We start from the raw sequence: 23,233 nt of genomic DNA, 5'->3' as shown, positions 1-23,233 counted from the left end.
AAAAAACTGCCGTCCCAAATAATAGGACGGCAGTTAGCTTTAAATGGTTACTCTTCTTCCTTCTGATAGACAATCTTGCCATCCATCATGGTAAGGGAGACTTTGGTGTCGCGGATTCGTTCATGCTCTACAGCAAACAGGTTTTGGTCGAGCACCACGATGTCGGCGAGCTTGCCGGCTTCCAGCGTGCCCAAATCGTGCTCGCGGAAGTTGCCGTAAGCGGCACCCGACGTGTAAGCGCGCAGCGCGTCGGCCATGCTGATCCGCTCTTCAGGATTCCAGCCGCCCTCCGGTTGACCGTCGTTATGCAGACGGGTCACGGCGCGGTACAGCTCCGTGATCGGATCGAGTCCGACAACCGGGAAGTCGCTGCCGAAAGCGAGCGTTGCCCCGGATTTTTGCAGGCTGTTGATCGGCCAGGTACGGCGGCTTCGCTCTGGGCCGAGACGCGCCAAATACGTATGTCCAGCAAACGTGTCGGATGCCAGATGCTCCGGTTGAATCGATGGAATCACGCCCAGCTCACTGAAGCGGGGCAGATCGTCTGGATGCAGCACTTCGATATGCTCGATCGTATGGCGCGAATCGCGCGCCCCGTTTTGCCGCTGCGCTTCCGCGAAGCAATCCAGTCCCAGGCGAACGGCCGCATCGCCGCATGCATGGTAGCGGATGCGGAAGCCTTCGCGGTCAGCTTGTACGGTCCAGTCTTCTATGACATGCTTCGGAATGAGCGTGTCCCCACATGTATCGAGACGATCCGCGTACGGCTCGAGCAAATAGCCCGTATACGTCGTCGGCACGCCATCCAGGAAATTTTTCAAGCCGGCGAACTGCAGCTTCTCGGAACGGTACGTTTCACGCAGCTTCCGCGGTTTTTCCAAATCGCCGTCCAGCTCGGTCAAAAAGTGGATGCGCACGCTCAGTCGGTCCATCTCCTCGAACTGTCTGTACATGTCGAGATCGCCAAGCTCCATCGTCACCAGCGGGAACATGTCGCCTACTGAGGTGACGCCGAGCTGTGCCGCATGGTCGAGGAAGCCTTGCAAAAGGCTGATCCTACGTTCGGTCGGGAATTCGAAAGCTTGCTTGGCGAGCGCCATCGCCGTTTCATACAGGAAGCCCGTCGGTTCGCCGTTCTCGTCGCGCGCGATCTCGCCAAACTGCGGGTCTGGCGTATCACGCGTAATGCCAGCCAGCTCCAGCGCTTTGCTGTTGAGCCACGCCCCGTGGCACTCCGCGTTGAACAAGAATACCGGGCGGTCTGGAATATACTTGTCCAGCGTCGAGCGGTGCGGCAGCTTTTTTTCATCCCAGTGAACATGGTACCAGCTGAAACCGATTACCCATGGATACTCCGGATGCTCATCCGCATACGCCTTGACCATCTGAGCGGTTTCTTCCTCCGATTTGGCCGACAGCAGGTTAATGCATTGCTGTTCCAAGCTTCCCAGCAACACATGCACGTGGAAGTCATGGAACCCGGGCATGATCAGCTTATCTTCATAAGACAGCACCTTTGTCTCTGGTCCCACCAATGGACGAATCTCGTCCTCTGTTCCGACCGCCAAAATCCGGTTGCCCGCAACCGCCACCGCTCCCGTTCTCGGTGCATCCCCATAGCCGGTGAAAACCGCATTGCTCGTCAGGACAATATCGGCAACCTTTCCTTGCAAATCTCCCATTCCATTCACTTCCTTATTGATCGATCTAGTGCGATTTCAGCTCATTCCAAATGCGGTCGAGCTGCGAGATTTTGTCTCCCACATCGCCTGCATATTCCCCGCGCTGCAAGTCTTCTTTCGTCGGATAGATGATCGGATCTTTCTTGATCGAGTCATCGAGCAGCTCCTGGGCTTTGATATTCGGGTTCGTATACGGAATCTCTTTAGAAATTTCCGCACTAATTTCAGGTCTCAGCAGGAAGTTCATGAACGCTTCTGCATTTTCTTTGTTTTTTGCACCTTTTGGAATCACGAAGTTGTCCATCCACAGGATGACGCCTTCCTTTGGATAAACCGCTTTGATCGCCGGCACTTCTTTTTGTGCCAGTGCAGCCTCTGCGCCATATACTAAGCCGACGGTTGCTTCACCATTGATCAGCAGCGTTTTCGGGCTGTCGCTGTCAAACGCTTTGATATTCGGCAAAAGGTCGACAAGCATGCTCTTCGACTTTTGCAGCACGGCATCGTCCGTCTCATTCATCGATTTGCCTTGCATTTGGTTGGTCATCCCGATCAGGCCGCGCATATCGTCAACAACGACAACGGAGTTTTTGAATTCAGGCTTCCACAGGTCGGCATAGCTTGTAACCGGTGTTTTCACTTTATCCGTGTTGACGGCCAAAACGATGTTGCCCGCCAAATACGGGATGGAGTATTCATTTTTCGGGTCAAACGCTTTCTTCACATAATCCGGGCCGATGTTGCTGAAATTCGGCACCTTGTTCAAATCTATCGGATCAAGCAGTTGCTGCTTGCTCATGATATCCACCATGTAGCTGGTCGCGACCGCAACGTCATAGACGCCATTGCTTGCAGTCAGCTTGGCCAGCATCTCCTCGTTGGACGAGTAGGTGCTGTAATTCACCTTGATACCCGATTCTTTCTCGAACTGCTTGATTACAGATTCAGGCAAATAATTAGACCAGTTAAACACGTTCAATTCCTTCGATTTGCTTTCCTCGCCTGCTGGTGCGGCGCTGTTGCCGCAGCCTGCTGCAAGCGCAAGCACCCCTGCCAGCGCAAGTGCCAACCATTTGGTGCGGGTTGCCATTTTTTTCATTCCACATCCTCACTTTCTGTTTTCGATGTTGTCATGCGATCGCAAGCGATCAGCATGTCCCCCTCATGTGAAAGCGCTTTCTTGCACTTACATTTCATAAGCGCCATGTGCTCTCTTCTCCAGTTTACCGGATGCATGTATCTACACATCAAGCGCTTAATCGACAGCTTTTTCACAAAAACATAGGGTTAACCCCACGTTTCTAGTATAATAGAATTAAGAGGCAAGGGAGGCGTGTAAAAAAGTGAGAATCGGCGCATTCGCCAAGCAATTTTCGGTCACAATCGAAACCATCCGCTATTATATGGAGCTAGGCTTGTTGATTCCAGTCAAGCAGGATGCCCAATACCGCTTCCATGACGGCTGCGTCGATGACATGAACTGGATTCTGGAACTGAAGCAGCTGCGCTTCTCCATGCAGGATATCCAAAAAATCATGTCGTTCAAACGCATCTCGCAGTTCGCCGACAATGACGATTTGGAGTATTTCGTCGGCCTGCTGCAAGAGCAGAAACAGCTTTTGCAGGAGGAAAGCTCCCAGCTCAATCGTTCGATCGCCCTTCTGGAGGAAAAAATTCGGACGACACGCAAGCTGGCTCCTCCCACGCTGCAAACAGGGGTCCCGTTGTCGTTCATTCCGATGCTCGCCTGTCCGTCGTGCAACCAGCCGCTCGCAGTCGAAAACGCTTCTTTATTCGGGCAGCATCTGCTGGAGGCGAGGCTTCACTGTCGCTGCGGCTATTTCGCAGAAATCAAGGAGGGTATCCTGCTCACCTCTTCGGTGGCTGCTTCGCCGATGCAAGATTATTTCATTTATGACCAGGACATTTTCCCGGAGCTATCACCTGGCTGGATCAGCCTGATGGAAAAAGGCAGCCAGTGGATTTACACATCGCTTCAGCAAAACATGGGACCGCGCCAAATCATGCTGCAAACCAATGTCGAGGTCTACGTTTTTCCGCCCAAATACTTGGCCCAGCTGCCGTCGGATACGCTCTATGTGTTTACTGCCAACAGCCTGATGATGCTGAAAAAGCTGAAAGGAAAGCTTGAGCATCTCAATCCTAAGCTCCAGGTGCTCTATATCGTCAACAACGACCTGCGGCTTCCCTTGCAAAACGGCTGCATCAGTCTTGTCATCGATACGCTCTCGTTTAATGATTTTTCCCTGTACGCCAATTCCTGGCCGCTGGCGCACTTGCTGCCTTATTTACAGGAAGACGCGCGGATTTTCGGTACCTATATGTACTACCAGCATCAATCGCGCTCGCTGCAAAACCTCCATGCGCTCTATCCGGACAGCCATCCGCAAAATATCGAGCCGGACTATATCGCCAATCAACTGCTTGCCAACGGCTTTTCCGCTTGCATGCGGGAAGAGCTGGGATCGTTGACCGAACCGGGGCGCTATCTGGATTACCATCTGAACCAAGATCGGCTGTACCTGGCCTCGTATCAAGCGGAGCGGATCGCAATTCCTTCTCCGGATACGATACGAAAATAGAAAATCCCGTCCACGCTCATTAATGGACGGGATTTTCTTATCTTATGCTTGTCTTTGCGCTTGATCTCACGTTGTCGTGGTAAGGTCCAGACGCCATTCGTTGCACCGCATGAAGCTCCCTTTTGGGTATTCGAATTCACACTCTCCGAGCAGTGAGAAGTTGTTCTTTCTACAAATGGCGTTAGATGCCAGGTTATCAACAGATGGAAATGCATAGATGAACCTGTGTTTTTGTTCTGATTTGGCATGGGATACGGCGGTCGCGGTTGCTGCAGCCGCTATGCCTTTGCCCTGGAATTGAGGCAAAACGCTCCACCCCATTTCATACACCGTCTCACCATGCCAAATTTTATCCCAATATCCGATACTGCCAGCTTCGACGCGATTCGGGAGCAACACGATGCTGTACATACGTCCAATCCCAGCTTTGTTGATCTCCAAATATCGGTTGTGGCGAGCAACAAGCTGCTCCTCCGTCTCAGGCCCGCCTAGGTGATCTGTCATTTCTTGTGTATTGGTACCACGCAGTAGATCTAAGTTATCATCCGCCCAGGGCTCAATTCGTATCTGAAAGGAATCCGATTGCTTGGACATCTTTCACACCCACCCACTTTCCGAATTATTTGACACAGGAACATATATTCCCATTATAATTGATTGGTATGAATTAGCAACATCATTGTGTATGGAATAAATATCCTCCCGTTTTACGCAAGAAAAAACCCGCAACACCAGATGCTTTACGGGTTGCGGGCTGTTCTTATTTGCTGATCCGATCGACGTTTTCAGTCACACGGTTATCCAATTCTACCTCATAATGCGTGTCGGTCATTCCGACTACCTTGCCGTTCCCAACATACATGCCGTGCTCAGAAAAAGGCACGCTATCGCCCACTTTCAACGCTTTAGGAAACAATTCCTTCGCAAGTGTCACTTTCATGCTGATCCCTCTCCTTGTCTTGGCATGTTCCTCGTTATGGTGTCGTCACAGGCTCCGCCTGCTTCCAATCCTGGACGCCGTTGTCCTCAATGATTCCCAAAATCACATCGCTAATATCCGGATCAGCCAACAGCCTGTCACGGACGCCGAATTTGATGTCGTCTGCATCGGCAAGCGTCATGCCAGGCTTCAGTTCCAAATAACCTTCAACGTGATAAAAACGGCCTTCCTGCAAAATGCGCAGCCGGTTGATATCAGTGACAGCTGGCTCGCTAAAGATGATCGCGGCGACCCGGTCTTCAATTTCACGCGGAGCCGCCACCCCGATCAGGCCAACCATGTTGTCATAGCCGACCTTAAAGGCGACCCCCACCATCAACAGCCCGATGATAATCGTGGCAACCCCGTCAAGCAGTTGAAACGGGGTAAACGTTGAAACGATGACCGCAATCAACGCCAGCAAGGCTCCCGAAGTCGCGACAAGATCTTCATAAAAGACAAGTCGCGTCGGTGGCGCTGCCCGACCTACGTTTTTGAATGCAGCTGCGATGACGCCGATGCCGTGCGCTTCCACACGCGTTTCTTTGACGACTTCCTTCATCGCTTTGATCAAAATGAAGCCATCTACGCCGATACCAAGCAAAAGCGCTATCAGGTTAATCAGGAAGTGGCTCGATTGTACCGGATGGGCCAGAAGATGGAACCCTTCTCGGATCGTCTCATACGCCATGACTGTCACGACAATCACTGCCACCATGCAGAACAGGTTGATCACCCGTCCGAACCCGGTGGGAAAACGCTGTGTCGGCTGGCGTTCAGCAAGAACGCTGCCGGCGAACACGAAGCTTTGGTTAACCGCATCCGCTACCGAATGCATCGCGGACGCAAACATCGCTCCGCTCCCGCTGTACAACGCCGCTCCCCCTTTGACCACGGCAAGCGCCGCGTTGCCGATAGCTGCTGCCGCAGATGAAGTATTGCCTTTTTTCACTAACTGCCAAAACGATCCCATTGATGCCCCCCTGCACAAATTCACATTCCTTTATTTCGTCACTTCATTCACAATAAGGGAAAATGATTCCAGTGAAAAGAGTCTGATACAAATAGTATCGGATATCTTGAGCTTTATTATATGTAAATGAAAGCCTCTTCAGTTTTTGTGTACCAGCTACTGCTCTTTCCCTGCAGCCACTTCTTCCATGCTGCCGACAGCGGCATACGCATGCGGGAATTGAATGCAAAACAGCGTTCCTTTGCCCGGCTTGCTCTTGATCGTGATCGTGCCATTCATCTTTTTGATAATCGTAAACGAAACCATTGTGCCCAAGCCGGTTCCTTTTTCTTTTGTCGAGTAGTATGGTGTTCCGAGACGCTGGATCTGCTCCTCTGTCATACCGACACCGGTATCGCGAATCTCGATAACCACCATCCCCTCGCGTTTCTTCGCGGATATGGTGAGGGAACCGCCATCTTGCAAAGCCTCAATCGCATTTTTGCCGATATTGATCAGCGCTTGCCTGAATTTGTGGCGGTCGCCCACGATTTGCATATCCTCATCCAAAGCGATATTCGTTTCGATTTGCGAATTATTATAGTTGGCATAGGTCAGCAGCACATTTGATAGATAGCGGATTTCATCCTGAATCTGAATGAATTCCACGATTTCTGGATCAGGCTTTGCTAAGGAAAGGTAATCCGTGATGATCATCTGTGCCCGATCCAATTCTTCGAGCGATATTTTTTGATAAAATCCACGCTTTTCAGCACTGATTCCTTCCGCTCCCAGCAATTGGATGAACCCGCGTACCGTTGTCAGCGGATTGCGGATTTCGTGAGCGACCGCCGCGGCCATTTCGCTGACGATTTTGGCTTTTTCGCTGCGCACCATCTCTTCTTGCATATGGTAATACCGCATTAAAAATTCCATGCAAAAGACGAATATTCCCACCAGAAGGCCTTGAATCGCATAGCTGACGATTGTCTCTGGCACGCTGTTTAGGAGCAGGTCCAGCCGATTGGTTACCGAAAGATAAATGCTAAAAGACATGAGCTTCATCGTTGTGCACAAAAAAACCGCGATGACGATCTTTTGGTACGGCTTGCTGGTCTGATATTTTTTCCACAGTAGCTGCACGATGACCAAACTGGGCAAAAGAGCGAGCGCATAGAGCAGGTTCGACGGTTGCCCCAGTACACAGCGATAGCAAGTGACGATAAAGTACAGGATGGCAGAGGTGATCGGGCCCCCGTACAAGCATCCGACCGTCAGAGGGATGGAGCGAAAATCATACGTGACTCCCTTCACGATAAGCGGAAAGGACATCGTCACAACGATGGCAACGGAAAACATGCATCCGACCAAAAATCGGTAGAGCCGCGGACGTTCCTTTGTCTGGTAAATAAATGGATAAAAGACAAGCGGGGAAAAAATAATGAACGTGTTCAGCAAAAAATCTTTGAAGTAAACAATCATAGCAGACCCCCCTATCAATATCCAATAAACCGGCCGCAATGCTCTTTTCTCTTTGCTCACCTGCTAATATTGTAGAATAGAGGGGCTACTAATTAATAGATTTTTTTTACTCGAATGAAAGAATTTAAACCGGGCAAGAGCGCTACAAAATGGAAAATGGGGCAGGCTCCTTGCTCACTTGTTGGTAATCCATTGTTTCACCTCATTGCATGTTCATTCTGTTGATTCTGTCACTTCCACACCCAATAACGCGCAGACCCTTTCGTCACCAAGGTGTAGCGCTCCACATCTGTCACGAATTTCTGCAGCTCCACCTTTGCTGATTCATCGCTCATTCCGTCCGATACCAAAAATCCTTCAAACTCTACGTCCCGAACACCAGCGCGGAAGGAATGGACGAACTCAAGCCTTGATCCGGTGTCCATCCGGCCACGGATTTCCAGCGAAATAAATGCGATTCATATCGTTTCCCTCCAATTTCAACTAAAGGATTTGGCTGGGTTCAACCTGCTAGATGCTCGCTATACAGTCCAAAAGCCTAATTCGCTACCAATCATACAACACCACAGGAATATTCTGTATCCTGTAAAAGGTCGCAAAAGTAAAAGAGCAGGCTGGGCCTGCTCGCGCATTGCTTGATTGTTTGGTTGTCAAGCAAATACAGGCAGACTCGCTTTAAACACATACGCGGTGCCGTTTCTGCTCCCCCGTTACGTTCCGAAACGATCTGGAAATTGCCCAGAATAGGATCGCGGTAGCTGCCATTCCAGCTAGTATATAGAGAAGGCTTTCGACCAAAAAAACGATGGCCTTATGCTGCTTTCTCAGCGGCCTTATAAAGAGATCGATGGCAAATGAGAATGGAATACCAATGAAAAGCACCGTCGGAAACGTAAACATCGCCAGCGGCACAACCGCATCGATGTCACGGAATATAAAGAGCACCGCTCTAAAAATCCCTATCAATTTTCAATAAAAACACCCGCCGTATGAGCCCTTTCTCCTCATTAAGCGGGTGCTTTCCACCACCGTATTTTATTTACGCCTCCTCATAAGCTAGCTCAGGAGGCGCTTGTCGGAACAGTCTCGTAAGCTTCAGCAAGTACAAAAATCCAATCCCCAACCAAACGGCTCCTAGTATAAGGGCATGAGCATCTAATTCCCCGCAAAAGTATCCGGTAAGGGAAGCACCGATTAACGGAACGATCAGGTAGCGAATCGTCCCCATAAAGGATCTTTGTCTGTTTTTAATATAAAAATGAAAAATCACCGAAAGATTCACGAAAGTAAAAGCAAAAAATGCACCGAAGCTGATCAGCGAAACGGCTGAAGTCAAGCTTAAAAAAAGAGAGGTTAAGGCAAAGACTCCAATAAGCAAGATGTTAAAGACCGGTGTGCGATATTTGGGTGAGAGGTATCCGAATATTTTGCGGGGAAGTACACCTTCGCGTCCCATTGCATATAAAAGGCGCGATGCACTAGTCCCTGATGCGACAGCCGAAGAAAAACACGACATGGTTCCTTCAGCCAAAATATAGCTGATTAAAAAATTCCCCCCGATATAACTGGCAATTTCGATATAAGAGGATTCAGGGTTTGCAAATGATTGATAATCAGGCCACACCATTTGCAAGACATAAGAACCGATCATATATAAAACGCCACCGGTAATGGTAATCAGAAAAATCGCCCGAGGTATTGCTTTTTGCGGGTTTTTCGTTTCTTCTGAAAGCGTTGTCACTGCATCGAAGCCTAAAAACGAAAAGCATAAGATCGGAATCACAGACAGGAAGTTCGTCATTTCCACTTTTGCATCGATAAACGGGAATGATGCAAAAAGCGTTCCCGCTCCAAGACCGTTTAGAAGCCCCTTAACGGAATAGACTACGAATAGGGCATAGGTTCCAAATTGCATAAGCAGGATGACTGTATTGAACTTGGCCGCAATCGTAATCCCCAGTACATTAACAGTGGTTACAATCGCAATGAAGAGAATAATCCAAACGTACATGGGAACAGAAGGGAAATAGGCACTCATGGCGATGCCTAAAAACAACGAGCTAATCATCGGGCTGAACACATAATCCAATAAGAGTGTCCACCCTACGAGAAACCCGATATGAGGGCTTAGGGATTTTTGCGTAAACGTATACGCTGCACCCGCATTCGGAAAGGCTCTCGCCATTTGCGCATAGCTGCTTGCTGTAAAGAGCATCACGATTAAGGCAACGAGATAAGCGGTCGAAAGCATCCCGTTGGTGCTGTGAACTGCGACTCCATATGTTGAAAATAGCGTTGTTGGAGCCATAAAGGCCAAGCCAAAAAACACAACATATTTTAAGGAAAGAGATCGTTTAAGCGTTGGTTCGTTTGTATTGTTCATCCATCCATTCTCCTCGCTTTCACACTTCATCGTCGCCAATCTTCAGCCCGATCGTTACTTCGTTTTGTGAAGGTCTCCAATTCCGAATCGAGCGGCTTTGTCCAGATACTCTTCTTTGTTGCAGGCAGGCGGTGTCAGTTTTTGAAAGACGGGGGCATTCTTTAGCTGTGAGCTGTACGGCATGGGTAAAGAGAACTCCTTCAAATCTTTCAAGAGCGGATGCATATGCATTGTTCCTTTGCTGCGCGCCGTACGGACCAGATCCAAGTCGAGCGTGACCGTGCATGCACTTTCTGCCGAGCCGCCTTCCCAAAGAATTTTCGCCTCGGGACTCACTACCATCGTGTGGCCGTACAACGAACTGCCAAATCCGCTGCTCACCCCGTTAGTATGAATAAAATACGCCTGGTTTTCTACCGCTCGGGCAATCGGCAACGTTCGATATGGCAAATAGAGCGGATCCGGATCCATCGCGAGATTAATGATTACCTCAGCGCCTTGAAGCGCAAGATTTCTCGACAATTCATAGAACGTGATATCGTAGCAGATTTGCACCCCGATGGTGGCATCCTTTTCCGGGATATCAAAAACGACATACTCGTGTCCAGGAACGCTCTCTTCCGCTGGATACCAGGGGCACATCTTGCGGTATGCGGCGATCATTTCACCCTGCGGGTTAAACACCGGAGCAGTATTGTAAAAGCTCCCTTCTGGAAGTCCCTCCACCCTTTCAGGCATGCTGCCGGGGATGAGGTAAACGCCGTGCTTTTTTGCAAGACTCCCAAAAAAATCGGTAAGCGGACCTGGAATCGTATCAGGAGTTAAGACGCTGGCGCCAAATTCAACGCCAACGATGATTTCCGGCTTGTGAAACGATTGCATCAGCATCTCAACCATCGATTCGATTTTTTCTACATTTTCTTGATCATTCGTCGAAACCGCCATTTGGATAATGCCTAGATTGAGAAATCTGCCCATTCGAGCTCCCCCTTTTCATTCTTGAACCATTATGTGCGTTGTTTTTTGTATAAAGGTGCTTCCGAAAGTCGACCAGCGTAGGGCATTGGCGGGTTAAAATGACCAAGGTGATTAATCATCTGATCCTTGTAATACGTGCCATACTCCATGCATGTTTTCACGAGCTCCAAATCAAGCGTCAGCGTACAAAAGCTCTCGCTACTCCCTGCTTCCCACAATTTAAACGCTTCCGGACTGGCAATCATGGAGTGGCCATAGGCTGTCCCGTGTGCACCATGACCGATTGCGTTGACGGAGACAAAATACACCTGGTTCTCGCTTGCCCGAGCGATGGGAAACTCTTTATACAGCTCGTAAAGCGGATCAATATCACTTGCCAAGCGGATAAGAATCTCCGCCCCGCTTAATGTCAGATTTCGCGACACTTCAGGAAAACTCATATCATACCCAATCATGACCCCGACCTTAGCCTGCTTCTCCGCGATGTCGAACACTACGTACTCCTTACCCGGCACAACCTCCGCTTCCATAGGTGTAAACGGGCACAGCTTGCGATATACAGCAATAATTTCGCCGTTTGGATTAATCACGGGAGCAGAGTGGTAATACTCCCCCTCCTGCAACTCATCGCTTGTTTCCAGCATGGTACCGGCAACGAGATAAACGCCATGCAATTTAGCCAGCTCGCACAAAAAGTCGGTTGCCGGACCAGGGATGGTTTCCGGGCTGGAAAGACCGATGCCGCCCTCTACGCCGACAATACACTCCGGCTTTTGGAAGCTGTCCATCAATGACTGTACTTTCTCCGCAATTCGCTTGAGGTTCGTCGCTTTATCCCGCGATACGCTCATCTGGATGACGCCCACATTCAAATACTTACTCACCTTTTCTCCCCCTCTGGTGTGACTCATTTCCCTGCTTGCACTCTCTTCTGCAAAGCAATCAGCGTAATGAATTCAAAGACGATATTGGCAGCGGCGGCAGCGGTAATTTGTCCGTGGTCATACGCCGGCAGCACCTCCACCAAATCGAAACCAACAAAGTTAATACCAGCCAATCCTCGTACAAACGCAAGCGCATCATCGATGCTCGCCCCGGAAACTTCAGGCGTACCAGTACCCGGAGCGAACGCCGGATCGAGGAAATCGATGTCAAACGACATGAACGTCGGTCCGCTGCCGATACGTTGATGAATGAGTTCCAGCATCTTTTCAACGCCAGCTTTTTTGTACTGGTTCGTGGTATAGACATCCAGCCCCAGCTGGCGCGCATCCTCCAAGTCTTCAATCCCGTACAAGCCACCGCGCATGCCGATCTGCAGCGAACGTTCTACGTCAATCAAGCCTTCTTCAATCGCCCGGCGCATGACGGTGCCATGATTGTATTTTTTTCCAAAATAGCTGTCCCACGTATCGGAGTGCGCATCAAATTGCAGTAGTGCCACCGGACCGTGCTTTTTGGCGATTGCGCGCAATTCCCCCAGCGTGATCGAGTGGTCACCTCCTAGCACGATTGGAACGATTCCTTGCTCGACTACAGGAGTCAGACCCGCTTCGATTTTTTCGTACGTGTCCTGGATATATCCTGGAACAACAGGAATATCGCCGTAATCAACGCCTGAGATATAGTCGAACAGATTGATATCCTGCTCGGGATTGTATGGGCGGAGCAAGATGGAAAAGTCACGGATCCCCTCAGGACCAAAACGCGCGCCGGTGCGGAACGATTGACCCGAGTCAAACGGAATACCTGTAATGATAAAGTCCATATCTTGATCGACCGTTTCGATGAATGGCAATCTCATGAACGTACGCGGTCCACAAAAGCGTGGGGATTCGAATGAGTCTCTCGGTTGATATTTAGCCATGATGAAACCTCCTTCAGATTCGTATGCTAATACCAATAGCAACTCCCATGCCAAACTAAAATTTGTACGATTTAAGCGGTATTTGTTATGGTGACGAGGTTTTACCCTATTCATCATTGAATACCCATGTACACCATGATGCCGTAACTACCCTACCAGCTGCATATTCACATTTGAATACCCTATTCAAGCGTGATCGGCTTTTATATACATAAAAAAGCTCCCTCTCGATCTGAGAAAGGGAGGTCCTTATGTCTTCTACATTACTCCAGGCGCAAATTCTAGCTACCTTTCATTTTCAATACTTTTTTTGCCGTAATCTTGCATTTCACTTATGGTTCCAATACCGGCTGTTGCTGCGTGATACAATGAATACCTCCGCCATTCCAATTGACTGCAGTCGGATTGATCTGAACGATTTCCCGATCCGGGAAGGCAGCTTGAAGAATTTTGTTTCGCTTGCTCATCTTTTTGTCTGACGCTATCAGGTATACCCGGTACCCAATATTTCGCGGAAATGACAGCTTTGTTCGTGATCAAGAAGTTCAAATAGCTTACAGCAGGAAGTTCGATAACCGTATCTCTATCTTCGAAGCCGAATTGTTTAATCATCATCTATTATTTTACCCGAGTTAATGATATCAAACACGAAACCAGAAGGAGAAAAAACATGAAAAAATCAATTACTGTAAAAAGTGGTACGTAAATATGGCAGGAACTCTTTTTTTGCCAGACGGATTTGATGAAAATAAAAAATATCCTGCGATTATTATCGTCCATTCTGTCGAAGGGGTAAAGGAACAAACGGCTGGCTAGTATGCGCAGAATCTTTCTCATGAGGGCTTTGTTGCGTTAGCCTAATATTCGTCCTATCATGGAGAGGGTGAGCCGCGTTTGCTCGAAGACCCGGCCGCCAGAGTGGAGAACGTGCCCTGCTCTGTAGATTATTTAACGACACTTCCGCTTGTCGATCAAGAAAAAATTGGAACACCTGTGCCGGCGGTGGTTATGCGTAGCTGCAATCCCCACCGAACGCCGCATCAAAGCAGTCGCGACTGTCAGTGCGGTGGATATTGGTGTGATGTTCTGAGGAGAAGGGAGCGTTGGTACGTAATTGCAAACCCTCGAGGCGGTTGCGAAGCAGCGTACTGCAGAAGCAAACGGAACCGAATCGATGCCCTTGGCGTGGGCACCTGATTCGCTTTAATAGATCTATGCGTGAAGCCTATGATTACTATCGGACTCACCGAGCACAGCACCCTAATTCTACAAATCGCTTTTTGTTTCGAAGCATTGACAAAATGATGGCATTCTCGGCGACAACCCAAATAAGTACCTAACTTACGCAACCACTTTTATTGATTCCAGGGTCAGAGGCCGACACACGCGGTTATGGCGAACAATTCTACTACATTATCGAATGGAGCACAGAAATTGTTCTGGGTTGAGGGTGCGACTCATATCGCGATGCACGATATTCCCGAATATGTCGCTCAGGCTGTAACCAAGTTAACTGAGTGCTTTAGTAATAATGCACAAAAAATGAAGTAGCTGGAATAAACCTTGTATATAAAAAGAAACTTGTGATCGTTAAGAAAGGAGTCGTTTTCAAAAAAACTAGGAAAACGGCTTTTTGTTATTCGTAAGTTAGTAACCATGAGAGAAATTGCAGTACATGAAGTTGTTAATCTCGGTTTAATTTTATACACTTTTTCATAAAAGGAAACTCGCTAATCACATCTGCATCACAATGATCGTTTATCCTTTATTAGACGATTAATCAAATTGATATGATCTGTACACCATGCACAGAAAAATGTATATTTAGACTCTTTTATCTTGGGAGTACATGGATGAACACACTGATACGTACATTTCTTCTATGGGTTTTATTAAACCACTAAGAGGTTGGGGTGCCCAGTTAAACCTTTATTGAGATGTCGCAACTTATGTGATTCATTAGTACGGGATGAAAGTTTCCCCGGCAGAGAACGATATTTACTTTTCGGTCGTGAAGGGCGCTGTCAAGCGTTATAAGCAACAATCATCGATCACTCCATGAGGAAATCTCGAATGTGCTCCTTTTCAATTACTCTTATAATATTTGATTTTCCAATAAGGTCATTCTCAGACCATCCCAAAAAGCTTAGCATTCTTAAAAAGTTATGGGAAATAGGTTACTATGAAAAAGAAAGAGGTGGTCGGGAACCATTAAGACGTACCTGACTACCTCTTATTACAAAATTTCATGTTTCTTCAAGCAAAAAAAAGCAACCATAAAAACCATTCATTAATAACATCTTTAAACATTTTTCTCAGATATTGACCAAATAATTTAATATTGTGAAAAGGGTTTATAAGAATTTATTATTGCCTAAACCAATCATTAATGCCCCTTTTACTAAATTTGTAACTTCAGAATAATGAATTGAAATTGAAACAGAACTTATTGGTTCTTCAGCTATTAATGTGTCTTCGTCTGTGTTCAGTTGAATTTCAGACGAGTTATATTCACCTATTAGCTTTAAATCTTCTTTACTTTTTAATATAAGTTCATTAAATATTTCTACTGGCAAAGCTTCTTCATTAAAATTTTGAGGAGTTATATGCAGTATCCCCCTGTCTATAATGCTTTTTATATCTTCCTTTGAAAAGTTAATCTCTAAGGATAATATTCTATCAAGCAATGCATACTCATCGGTTTTTATTACCCTTAAATCATCAATTAGTTTGTTTAACTGTACTCTTATTTCAGTGTGAAGTATTATAAGTCTAGAAAATCGCGATAGATTAATAAGAGCATTATGTGCAACCTCACAACGTATTTCATACAAATCTTTCCAGGTTTTTAAAAAGTTATCTATTTTGATGTGACTCTCAAAAAACTTCTTCCAATTACCAAGATACCTATTTCTAACCCTTTCAATTTTTTGATTAAATTTTTCTACGTCTTCTCTGGACCTAACAATATTATCCAGGGCCTCAATTAGTTCATGTCCTTCCATTTGTGATTTAGCATCAAGCAACTGTGTTAAATCAATAAAGTCAATGCTAAATAATTCCATATCCAATATTCCATTAAAGGCCCTTCCCGATCTATCTTTTAATTTGGTCTCCAACTGTTTATTTGAATTTTCTTTCCACCACTTAGAACCAAATTTTTTCGAGAAAAATCTTAATAGATATTCTCTTAAAATATTCTCCAACTGCCTCACTTTAGGATAAGCTACGACACATATTTCATCAGAGATTTCATCTTGGAGGCAGTATTTTTTTTCACAAATATCTTTGATTGATGTCAAAAATTTTTCTCTAAAAGATTCTAAGAATTTAAAGTCTCCTTCAAAACTTACTTCCCATAATAATTCGTTTTCTTTTTCTGATTCCTCCGAGTTAATTTTTACAGTAAGTTCAGTACTTTCAGTTTGTATTGAGAACTTGTTTTTATTTGTTATTCTTTGATAGGTAATCTCATCTAAATCTGACATTGCATTATGTATCTGGAGAATCAATTTATCAAGAGTATTTTTAGTTTCTTTGCTTGTCTCAATAATTAATAAATATGAAACACAATATTTTTTTGAATCGGTATAACTAAAATATGTTTCAAATATTTCATCAGATGCAGTCTTTTTATTAGGAGTACTAACTGTCACCATTTGTTCATCCTTTGGCATAAATCCGACCTCACCTACGTATTTTTTCTTGCTCTATCTGAATTTGCTCTGTAGTTAATTTTGCAAAATCATTTACCATTAACTCTACCTCATCTTCAATACAACTTTCTTTTGCAGATACAGACAAAATTAGGTCATCATTAATTTCAAAAGCGATTTCTAGTATATCTCCTGTATACATAAACGGATGGGAATAGTTAATTTTTTCAATCAATATTTCTGTTTCTTCACCTTTAGTACTATAATATTTTTGAACTATTTCAATTGGCGCTTTAGTATCTAAGGCAAACGGTATTTCATATTCAAAATCAACATTTTTAACGGTTGTACCCTTTTGTAAAACTGGGATAAATTCACCATTTAACTTGACTCCAAAATCATGTGGAATAACAGTATCATAACTGCTCACAAGTGGAGATTCGTTAGCTAGAATTGAAGCATAAATTGCTGCCCCCCGAGAAACTGATGTATAAATTTCCTGATCCACAATAATTGGCTGATTAAATTCATTTTCACAAAAACTTTGGACTGCTGGAATTCTAGTGGATCCACCAACCATCAGTACTCCGTAAAGATCTGACCATGCTTTAAATTTATTATTCGTATTTTTTATAGCTTCAGTAAGTACATTATCAATATTTGCTTTAATTTGAGAAAAATAAGGTGCTAACAACAATTCGAACTCTTCTCTGCTAACATCAACCTTATAAGTTTTCCTCTCATGGGAAAAAAAGGTCAGTGTGCGCTTCTTATTATCACAAAGTTGTTTTTTACATATTTCACAATCCATAATTATTCTTGCAATTGCACTCCTAATAGATTCATCTTCGATTAACTCATAATCTTCTAGCATAGCACCTTTTAGTAGTAATGTTAGCGGCTCATTATCTTTAGGATTTAATTTAATAGCTTTATTTAATACATAAATCATAAGATCTTTATCAAAATTAATACCACCTAAATACTTGTTTCCATACGAAGTAATCACACGCGCACTAACTTTACCATTATCTATAAGATTTATTGCAGATAAAGATACATCAAATGTGCCCCCACCTAAATCAAATACAAGAATATACTTATCTTCCCCGGAGAAGTAGTCATTCAACTTATTTACTTCATGGGTTTTATAAATATAATTTAAAATCGCTGCATTAGGTTCTGGTATCAAATGAACATTTTTGAATCCTGCAATAATGGCTGCATCAATTGTCGCTTGTTTTGCATTATTATCAAAATCAGCAGGAACAGTTATTACAACATTCTCAATTGCATTATCAATATTTCCTTTCTCTGCATACGATTTTAATTCACTTAAAATTGTAGCAGAGATTGACTGAGGTGAATATTCAATGTCATCTATAGTATATTTATAATCTAGTCCCATCTTACGTTTAACCCAGCGAATTGTTCTATTTGGTTCGTGAATATAATTTTGTAGTGCATTTTCTCCAATAGAGTAGGTACTTCCTTCTTCAAAATAAACAACAGAAGGTGTAAGTAAGTCGCCATTTGTGTTTGTGAGTGTTTGAATTTCGAAAAAACCCTTTGACTCTATTTGGATGCCGTATGAGATAGCTGAATTTGTTGTTCCCAAATCAATACCGTAGAACATAGAATTTACTCCTCTTAATCAATAAGATTTATTGATTTAAAATCAGACTTTATATCAAGTAATGACTGTAATTTTGAATCAATATTGTTTGAAAAGTCGATCCATTCACTAAAAAAATCTTCGTTTTCTAATAATTTTTTTATATCTTCATCATTATGTAAAGTGTGATATGCCAAAGTTTTGATTAATGAGAATAGTTTATCTTTTGTGCTAAAGTTTTCATCCAAATCTATTTGTTTTTCTATCGCCACTCTGGACATTTTTAATTTTGCCTTGAAATTATTAAAAGCTATCAGTTCAGCTTTTTCCTTTTCTTGTTCTAGTAACTTCCTATCACTAATAAGTAATTCAATCTGGATATTAAGTTTTTGGATTTGATTTTCTAAATTCTTTATATAGTCATCCTTATTATTTTGAAATTCGACTGAGGATTTAATTATTGAGTTAAGATAAGACATCTTGTTTGACAAGTCTTGATGAACTTCAATTAAATATTTGTTATTTTTTGTTAACATTTCAAAAATACGTTCATCATTTTGCTTTTCATTAAATAGTGTTTTCGGTAATTTAACTATAGTTTCAATGAAATCATTACCGTTGCTATTTATGTATTCACCTTGTTTACTCTTGTTGTTTTGCTCAGATGTTAATATTTCAAAACTCTTTTTTTCACTATTTTCATCAAAATCTGGCTCCTGTATTAATGTTTTTCGAGAGGCTTCACTATTCTTTTCAAATTTTTTAGGATATGGCATTAAGAATAGTACTTTTTGGATTTGATTGATATAACTCGTTAGAATGATGCCACCTTGCTTGTTGAAGTTATCAATCTCTTTCGCGTATATATCATTGATAATTTGACCGATATTTTTATTCCCGATTTTCAGTAGAGATCGTCCGTTAAATGTCTTTCTCGTTACATTATTATTTGGTTCAAACTTTTCTATCTTAATGTCGCTTGGTTTGGATTGCATAAACCTAATGGAAATATTTTCATATAATTCCTGCGCAGACTTCAGATTTAGATTGGCCAACGATTGATCTGATTCCTCTAACCAATTTAAAGAGCCAGATACCGTGTCTATTACTAAATATCTTCTATTAAACTCATCATAATAAATAACTTTCTTCATAGTATTCACCCTTATTTAGCTTTTTTCATTTAAGCAAAGAATTCCCGACACGACAGCAACAGTTCCAACATAATCCGAAGGGTAAAATTCTACGAGCAAAAATGTTCTGTTTCTTTTCATATATTCAAGCCATTTCTGTTTTTTTTCAATATATTCATGCCTTCTAATAAGTAATAAATCTCTCCAATAGGCTTTAAATCTCATATCTTTAACAGCAACTCCTGTTGCCCTTTTGTATCTCCACTTATATCCAGTTTTATCAGAAAAATTTAGCCTACATTCCCAATAAAACGTTTGATTCGGATCATAATTCGACTCATGTAGCTTCCTTTCAAAAAATTCTAAATCTGAAATAATAGGATTTTTTAAGATTCCAGCCCATGAAGGGCTATTTACTAATTCGTGGATGGATTCTGATGAAAGTTTTTCTAATATATTTATGCGTGCATCATTGTCTGTAATTGGTTTTTCTAACATATAAGGTTTGTAGCTAGTAATATCAACATCATATATATCACTTCTATTATCAAACCTCCTAACTAAATCAGCCTCTGTAACTGCGAATATATCCCAAGCATATTTCCCATCGATAATTAATAGTTCTTTTGGTAACGCTGGGATTATAGTCCACTTGTCCTCATCTAAATTCCTTGCTATTACTGCATATCCCCTCACCCTATCACTCGTTGTCTCTGCAAGTGATAATACTAGTAATTTTGCCAATTTTACGTTCCTCCAAAATAAGAATATTGCAATGTTGGTAAAAATTATAACATACATTTAACGTAAAAACATTCAACGCGTCAGACTCTTCTCCGTCATTAAAAAGTATTGATTCGGCTGTAAATATTAATCGCTTTGATCGAGTGTTTAATAATATTCGGTACTTTTGTAAACCTAATTCGCGGCTAGCATCCGAACAGCTTACGCACCCTATCGTATTCCCTTAGCTCATATCCGACAGAACTAAGTCCACTAGACCACCCTGGCATACGATCTCCTCCAGCCGGTTGTATTGTGTAAGGGATTTCCTTTTACGTAAGCTAAAGCTGATCGGGTCATGCGGGGGAATCGGTTTAATGCGTTAATGACATCGCGTCCTAACGTTTTGAAAAGCGTAACATGAGCGGTTGAGACAAAAAATCTATGTAAACCAATGGTTTATTTAACAATACTCCATTGATGTAAATAACTTTGTAATTTACACTATTCAATGAATTATTAACTTTGAAGGGATTGTATAAGAGTGACGCAAACAGATATTGAGTTACTAAAAAAGAAAGTACTCCAATTAGAAAAAAGCGTTTATTTACTTACACAACAGGTTTATTCTACAAATGAATACTCTTCATTCAATACTTCATTACAAGAATTAAAATTTTTTGACTTTAACACTGAAGTTTTAAGGTACGTTATCCAATGGATTGATAAATTTACCACTAGCGATCTTCAACCTCCACTTGGAATTTATATTAATGGACCGTTTGGTGTTGGTAAGACGTTCATTATGGAGGCACTTGTAAATCAATTATCTAGTCTTAATATTCCTTCTGCTCTTGTTTCTGTACCTGACATGTATCGAAAACTAAAAGATACATTTAACAAAGGAACCACTGAGGCTTTTGTTACATACTTAAAGACCGTTCCCGTTCTGATCCTTGACGATATAGGAGCTGAAAACGTTTCTCCTTGGGGTAGAGACGAGATATTAGGGCCTCTTCTGAGTTTTAGGGCTAGGCGTAATTTCCCAACACTATTTACTTCCAACTATAACTTAGAGGAACTGTACGATCATTTTCTAGGTACAGAACCGACAAATAAAAGTCATATGCAAGCAAGAAAGATAATGGAGTTAATCACTCCATATGTAACATGTTTTGAATTAAGCGGGCCAAACATGAGAATAGAGGTACTTTAATCACCCAATTTCAAAAATAAAGCCCACCCAGCGGAGAGAAAGTTCGTTAGATAAGCATTCATGACAAATATTTGCACATTACTGTAAGATTCGCCAAATCTCTGTCGAACGTATGTTGACGGGGAGGAGGTGTTTCGGTTGGCTTTAGGGGATGACATTATTGTAATGATCAAAAACATGTCCTAAAAAGAAGCAAAGACTGCATTAGCCGAAATATTCTTGGAGATTGAGAGTATCGGAGTAACTACAAAACAAAAGAGGATTGCTACCAAAACATCCAAAAGAAATACGATGAATTCGTATTTGCAATGATATTTGAATAATGCAACCAAAACGCATGACACCGGTCTTCGATCGGTGTTTTCCTTTTTGTTTATCTCAGAAAATTTAAAGGACTGAATTTTTCGTGCTGTCTCTGCAAATCCAAGTCATTCATCTGAATGTAGCGGCGAACCATTGTCATATCCTGGTGCCCGAGTAGCTTTTGGAGAGTGAAAGAATCGCCCCCGTTTAGTACGTAGAACTTCGCGAATTTATGACGCAATGTGTGAGGCGATACCCGAACGCCGGTAATACCCGCCATCTCCCCGTATTTTTTAATCGCGGAACGTACTCGCGTTTGGATCGAGTTGCTTGCCATAAACGGTCGTAAATAGGGGCTCCAATTGAAGATCGCGGACCTCCGCTATTAGAGTTTGAATCTCTTTCTTAGTCCGCAGAGAGAATGGTACAAATCGACCGATGCTATTCTTGGAATTAACCGCGCGGATATAGAGTGTGCAGTCCGCTTGATTAACGTCGGTTATTTTCAGATTCATCAGTTCAACCAGTCGGATTCCGGTATCCAAAAATACTAACATTGCTACATAATCCCGGTATCCCGAATATGTTTTTCGGTCCGGCTGCTTTAATAATCGAGCGACTTGTTCCTCCTAAAACACCTGTACCGTATCCCTTTCCTCTTTCATTAGCTTGACCTTTTTAAACGGATTCCCCGTAATATATCCTTCGGACGCCATGAAACTGAAAAACACTTTGTGATGACGTAGATACGTATTGATCGCACCTGGTGATAGTCCAACCGTTTTCACCCGATCGGGTATCCGCGTATTTCCCTCGTACTGCCTTCGTTCCTTTTCTCTCCCGCAAAACCTCCGGCGTCAACTCATGCGGTTGCAACCCTGGATGCTTGAGTTCGAGGAATTCAAGGAAATACCCGTAATACTTATCGCGGAGAGCTAACGTTTGCCCCGCCAATCCCTCTGATTCCTTGGCACCGGTATACCGGTAAAGCTCGTCCCATGAATACGTTGGTCGCGCCAGGTCCTCCGCATAAGTGCCGTCATCTTCCGTTTGCCTCTCAAAGACATAACAAAAACCCCTTTCCGTTGTGTCCGCTATGACAACGAAAAGAGGCGTATTCTGCATGGTTCATTTCGTACGATCGCGCCTGATCACACGGTTCATTTCCGTAAAAGTGATCGATACATTCAACGGTAGCCGAACGGCTAGAAACGTTGATTTGACGCTGATTTCGGATGTTTACGATGCCCCCACGCGGAATCGAACCACGAACTGATCATTACGAGTGATCTGTTATACCATTTAACTATGAGGGCGCGTATGTGTTGCTTGAATTTGCATTTATAATTTACATCATTTTCCCATAAATTTCAAGGCCACTTTTCATTCCCAGCCTGCAAACCCCTCCCTATTTTTCATCCGCAAAAAAATCCCCACAACACCATGTAACGTCATTCCCCTTTCCTCCGTCTTACTTGTGCAATCAGCTGCAAAACCCTGTGACCGCCATTCGCAATCAGCCTTGACGTCGGGCTGAACAGGGCGTATCGCGGCACATGTCGAACGCTTTGGCGCAACATTCGCCACCATCCATTTTTTCCGATGCTTCCATCAGATTTCTACAATGCTTTGCTACAATTACCACCAAACCCACTTGCTCC

Annotated in this window: 21 protein-coding genes, 1 tRNA gene and 1 pseudogene; 4 read left to right on the top strand and 19 right to left on the bottom strand. The window is 43.7% G+C overall.

What is annotated here, in order from left to right; genetic code table 11:
- Positions 1–47 precede the first annotated feature (47 nt).
- Positions 48–1,682, bottom strand: a complete 1,635-nt coding sequence (locus EDM56_RS16250; RefSeq protein WP_183192470.1) for an amidohydrolase — start codon at positions 1,680–1,682, stop codon at positions 48–50.
- Between the two features lie 25 nt (positions 1,683–1,707).
- Positions 1,708–2,781: an ABC transporter substrate-binding protein gene (locus tag EDM56_RS16245; protein ID WP_122918925.1), complete on the bottom strand. Its 1,074-nt coding sequence runs from the start codon at positions 2,779–2,781 to the stop codon at positions 1,708–1,710.
- A 244-nt stretch (positions 2,782–3,025) separates the two neighbouring features.
- Between EDM56_RS16245 and EDM56_RS16240 the strand changes: the two genes are divergently transcribed.
- Positions 3,026–4,285 carry a MerR family transcriptional regulator gene (locus tag EDM56_RS16240; RefSeq protein ID WP_122918924.1) on the top strand — a complete coding sequence of 420 codons (1,260 nt, stop codon included), beginning with the start codon at positions 3,026–3,028 and terminating at the stop codon, positions 4,283–4,285.
- A gap of 66 nt (positions 4,286–4,351) precedes the next feature.
- On the opposite strand, the gene EDM56_RS16235 is transcribed toward EDM56_RS16240, so the two are convergent.
- The 10 genes from EDM56_RS16235 to EDM56_RS31885 all read right to left on the bottom strand — a co-directional run bounded on the left by EDM56_RS16235 (position 4,352) and on the right by EDM56_RS31885 (position 13,541).
- A complete protein-coding gene (locus tag EDM56_RS16235; protein ID WP_122918923.1) occupies positions 4,352–4,879 on the bottom strand; it encodes a GNAT family N-acetyltransferase in 528 nt (175 codons plus the stop codon).
- Between the two features lie 166 nt (positions 4,880–5,045).
- The gene (locus EDM56_RS16230) at positions 5,046–5,225 is read right to left on the bottom strand and encodes a hypothetical protein (RefSeq protein WP_122918922.1); all 180 of its coding nucleotides are present in this window, start codon (positions 5,223–5,225) and stop codon (positions 5,046–5,048) included.
- A 34-nt stretch (positions 5,226–5,259) separates the two neighbouring features.
- Positions 5,260–6,237: a cation diffusion facilitator family transporter gene (locus EDM56_RS16225; protein WP_122918921.1), complete on the bottom strand. Its 978-nt coding sequence runs from the start codon at positions 6,235–6,237 to the stop codon at positions 5,260–5,262.
- A gap of 156 nt (positions 6,238–6,393) precedes the next feature.
- Complete coding sequence (locus EDM56_RS16220; protein WP_122918920.1) at positions 6,394–7,698, bottom strand: ATP-binding protein; 1,305 nt, start codon at positions 7,696–7,698, stop codon at positions 6,394–6,396.
- A 230-nt stretch (positions 7,699–7,928) separates the two neighbouring features.
- Positions 7,929–8,123: a hypothetical protein gene (locus tag EDM56_RS16215; protein ID WP_122918919.1), complete on the bottom strand. Its 195-nt coding sequence runs from the start codon at positions 8,121–8,123 to the stop codon at positions 7,929–7,931.
- Positions 8,124–8,737: 614 nt separating this feature from the next.
- Entirely contained in the window at positions 8,738–10,081 is a 1,344-nt protein-coding gene (locus EDM56_RS16205; protein ID WP_122918917.1) for an APC family permease, read from the bottom strand.
- A 54-nt stretch (positions 10,082–10,135) separates the two neighbouring features.
- Positions 10,136–11,059, bottom strand: a complete 924-nt coding sequence (locus tag EDM56_RS16200; protein ID WP_122918916.1) for a carbon-nitrogen hydrolase family protein — start codon at positions 11,057–11,059, stop codon at positions 10,136–10,138.
- Between the two features lie 29 nt (positions 11,060–11,088).
- A complete protein-coding gene (locus EDM56_RS16195; protein ID WP_183192469.1) occupies positions 11,089–11,943 on the bottom strand; it encodes a carbon-nitrogen hydrolase family protein in 855 nt (284 codons plus the stop codon).
- A 23-nt stretch (positions 11,944–11,966) separates the two neighbouring features.
- On the bottom strand, positions 11,967–12,926 hold the full coding sequence (gene speB / locus EDM56_RS16190) for an agmatinase (protein ID WP_122918914.1): 960 nt from the start codon (positions 12,924–12,926) through the stop codon (positions 11,967–11,969).
- Between the two features lie 285 nt (positions 12,927–13,211).
- Entirely contained in the window at positions 13,212–13,541 is a 330-nt protein-coding gene (locus EDM56_RS31885; protein ID WP_246009407.1) for an agmatine deiminase family protein, read from the bottom strand.
- Positions 13,542–13,634: 93 nt separating this feature from the next.
- Between EDM56_RS31885 and EDM56_RS31880 the strand changes: the two genes are divergently transcribed.
- Positions 13,635–13,742, top strand: a complete 108-nt coding sequence (locus EDM56_RS31880) for an alpha/beta hydrolase (protein ID WP_246009406.1) — start codon at positions 13,635–13,637, stop codon at positions 13,740–13,742.
- Positions 13,743–15,280: 1,538 nt separating this feature from the next.
- Here EDM56_RS31880 and EDM56_RS16175 read toward each other — a convergent pair.
- The 4 genes from EDM56_RS16175 to EDM56_RS16160 are packed head-to-tail and all read right to left on the bottom strand — an operon-like array spanning position 15,281 to position 20,074.
- Positions 15,281–16,603, bottom strand: coding sequence for a hypothetical protein (locus tag EDM56_RS16175; protein WP_122918912.1), 1,323 nt, complete (start codon positions 16,601–16,603; stop codon positions 15,281–15,283).
- Between the two features lie 10 nt (positions 16,604–16,613).
- Positions 16,614–18,218, bottom strand: coding sequence for an Hsp70 family protein (locus tag EDM56_RS16170; RefSeq protein ID WP_122918911.1), 1,605 nt, complete (start codon positions 18,216–18,218; stop codon positions 16,614–16,616).
- A 14-nt stretch (positions 18,219–18,232) separates the two neighbouring features.
- Positions 18,233–19,351 (bottom strand): hypothetical protein, encoded by a 1,119-nt coding sequence (locus EDM56_RS16165; RefSeq protein WP_122918910.1) that lies wholly within the window; start codon positions 19,349–19,351, stop codon positions 18,233–18,235.
- A gap of 15 nt (positions 19,352–19,366) precedes the next feature.
- Positions 19,367–20,074 (bottom strand): hypothetical protein, encoded by a 708-nt coding sequence (locus EDM56_RS16160; protein WP_122918909.1) that lies wholly within the window; start codon positions 20,072–20,074, stop codon positions 19,367–19,369.
- 523 nt (positions 20,075–20,597) lie between these two features.
- Between EDM56_RS16160 and EDM56_RS16155 the strand changes: the two genes are divergently transcribed.
- Positions 20,598–21,269, top strand: a complete 672-nt coding sequence (locus tag EDM56_RS16155) for an ATP-binding protein (RefSeq protein ID WP_183192468.1) — start codon at positions 20,598–20,600, stop codon at positions 21,267–21,269.
- Between the two features lie 373 nt (positions 21,270–21,642).
- Here the strand turns inward: EDM56_RS16155 and EDM56_RS32250 are convergent, their stop codons facing one another.
- Together EDM56_RS32250 and EDM56_RS32245 are read right to left on the bottom strand one after the other, a co-directional pair.
- Positions 21,643–21,909 carry a tyrosine-type recombinase/integrase gene (locus tag EDM56_RS32250; protein WP_122918907.1) on the bottom strand — a complete coding sequence of 89 codons (267 nt, stop codon included), beginning with the start codon at positions 21,907–21,909 and terminating at the stop codon, positions 21,643–21,645.
- Positions 21,866–22,189: pseudogene (locus EDM56_RS32245) on the bottom strand (tyrosine-type recombinase/integrase); the annotation flags it as partial. The gene EDM56_RS32250 and the pseudogene EDM56_RS32245, both read right to left, overlap by 44 nt.
- A gap of 506 nt (positions 22,190–22,695) precedes the next feature.
- Between EDM56_RS32245 and EDM56_RS31505 the strand changes: the two are divergent.
- Positions 22,696–22,848: a hypothetical protein gene (locus EDM56_RS31505; RefSeq protein ID WP_183192466.1), complete on the top strand. Its 153-nt coding sequence runs from the start codon at positions 22,696–22,698 to the stop codon at positions 22,846–22,848.
- Here EDM56_RS31505 and EDM56_RS16135 read toward each other — a convergent pair.
- Positions 22,818–22,888, bottom strand: a tRNA-Thr gene (locus tag EDM56_RS16135). The genes EDM56_RS31505 and EDM56_RS16135 overlap by 31 nt on opposite strands.
- Positions 22,889–23,233: the final 345 nt, after the last annotated feature.

It is taken from the genome of Brevibacillus fluminis, from assembly GCF_003710825.1.
Lineage (GTDB): Bacteria > Bacillota > Bacilli > Brevibacillales > Brevibacillaceae > Brevibacillus_D > Brevibacillus_D fluminis.
Note: the sequence above shows the minus strand (reverse complement) of the source record. Positions and strands in the feature narration are given on the sequence as shown.

Bases quoted from the DNA above. Each gene is read 5' to 3' on its own strand.
- EDM56_RS16250 (WP_183192470.1), bottom strand. From the start codon at position 1,682: ATGGGAGATTTGCAAGGAAAGGTTGCCGATATTGTCCTGACGAGCAAT.
- EDM56_RS16245 (WP_122918925.1), bottom strand. From the start codon at position 2,781: ATGAAAAAAATGGCAACCCGCACCAAATGGTTGGCACTTGCGCTGGCA.
- EDM56_RS16235 (WP_122918923.1), bottom strand. From the start codon at position 4,879: ATGTCCAAGCAATCGGATTCCTTTCAGATACGAATTGAGCCCTGGGCG.
- EDM56_RS16230 (WP_122918922.1), bottom strand. From the start codon at position 5,225: ATGAAAGTGACACTTGCGAAGGAATTGTTTCCTAAAGCGTTGAAAGTG.
- EDM56_RS16225 (WP_122918921.1), bottom strand. From the start codon at position 6,237: ATGGGATCGTTTTGGCAGTTAGTGAAAAAAGGCAATACTTCATCTGCG.
- EDM56_RS16220 (WP_122918920.1), bottom strand. From the start codon at position 7,698: ATGATTGTTTACTTCAAAGATTTTTTGCTGAACACGTTCATTATTTTT.
- EDM56_RS16215 (WP_122918919.1), bottom strand. From the start codon at position 8,123: ATGGACACCGGATCAAGGCTTGAGTTCGTCCATTCCTTCCGCGCTGGT.
- EDM56_RS16205 (WP_122918917.1), bottom strand. From the start codon at position 10,081: ATGAACAATACAAACGAACCAACGCTTAAACGATCTCTTTCCTTAAAA.
- EDM56_RS16200 (WP_122918916.1), bottom strand. From the start codon at position 11,059: ATGGGCAGATTTCTCAATCTAGGCATTATCCAAATGGCGGTTTCGACG.
- speB (WP_122918914.1), bottom strand. From the start codon at position 12,926: ATGGCTAAATATCAACCGAGAGACTCATTCGAATCCCCACGCTTTTGT.
- EDM56_RS31885 (WP_246009407.1), bottom strand. From the start codon at position 13,541: ATGATGATTAAACAATTCGGCTTCGAAGATAGAGATACGGTTATCGAA.
- EDM56_RS31880 (WP_246009406.1), top strand. From the start codon at position 13,635: ATGGCAGGAACTCTTTTTTTGCCAGACGGATTTGATGAAAATAAAAAA.
- EDM56_RS16175 (WP_122918912.1), bottom strand. From the start codon at position 16,603: ATGCCAAAGGATGAACAAATGGTGACAGTTAGTACTCCTAATAAAAAG.
- EDM56_RS16170 (WP_122918911.1), bottom strand. From the start codon at position 18,218: ATGTTCTACGGTATTGATTTGGGAACAACAAATTCAGCTATCTCATAC.
- EDM56_RS16165 (WP_122918910.1), bottom strand. From the start codon at position 19,351: ATGAAGAAAGTTATTTATTATGATGAGTTTAATAGAAGATATTTAGTA.
- EDM56_RS32250 (WP_122918907.1), bottom strand. From the start codon at position 21,909: ATGGCAAGCAACTCGATCCAAACGCGAGTACGTTCCGCGATTAAAAAA.
- EDM56_RS31505 (WP_183192466.1), top strand. From the start codon at position 22,696: ATGGTTCATTTCGTACGATCGCGCCTGATCACACGGTTCATTTCCGTA.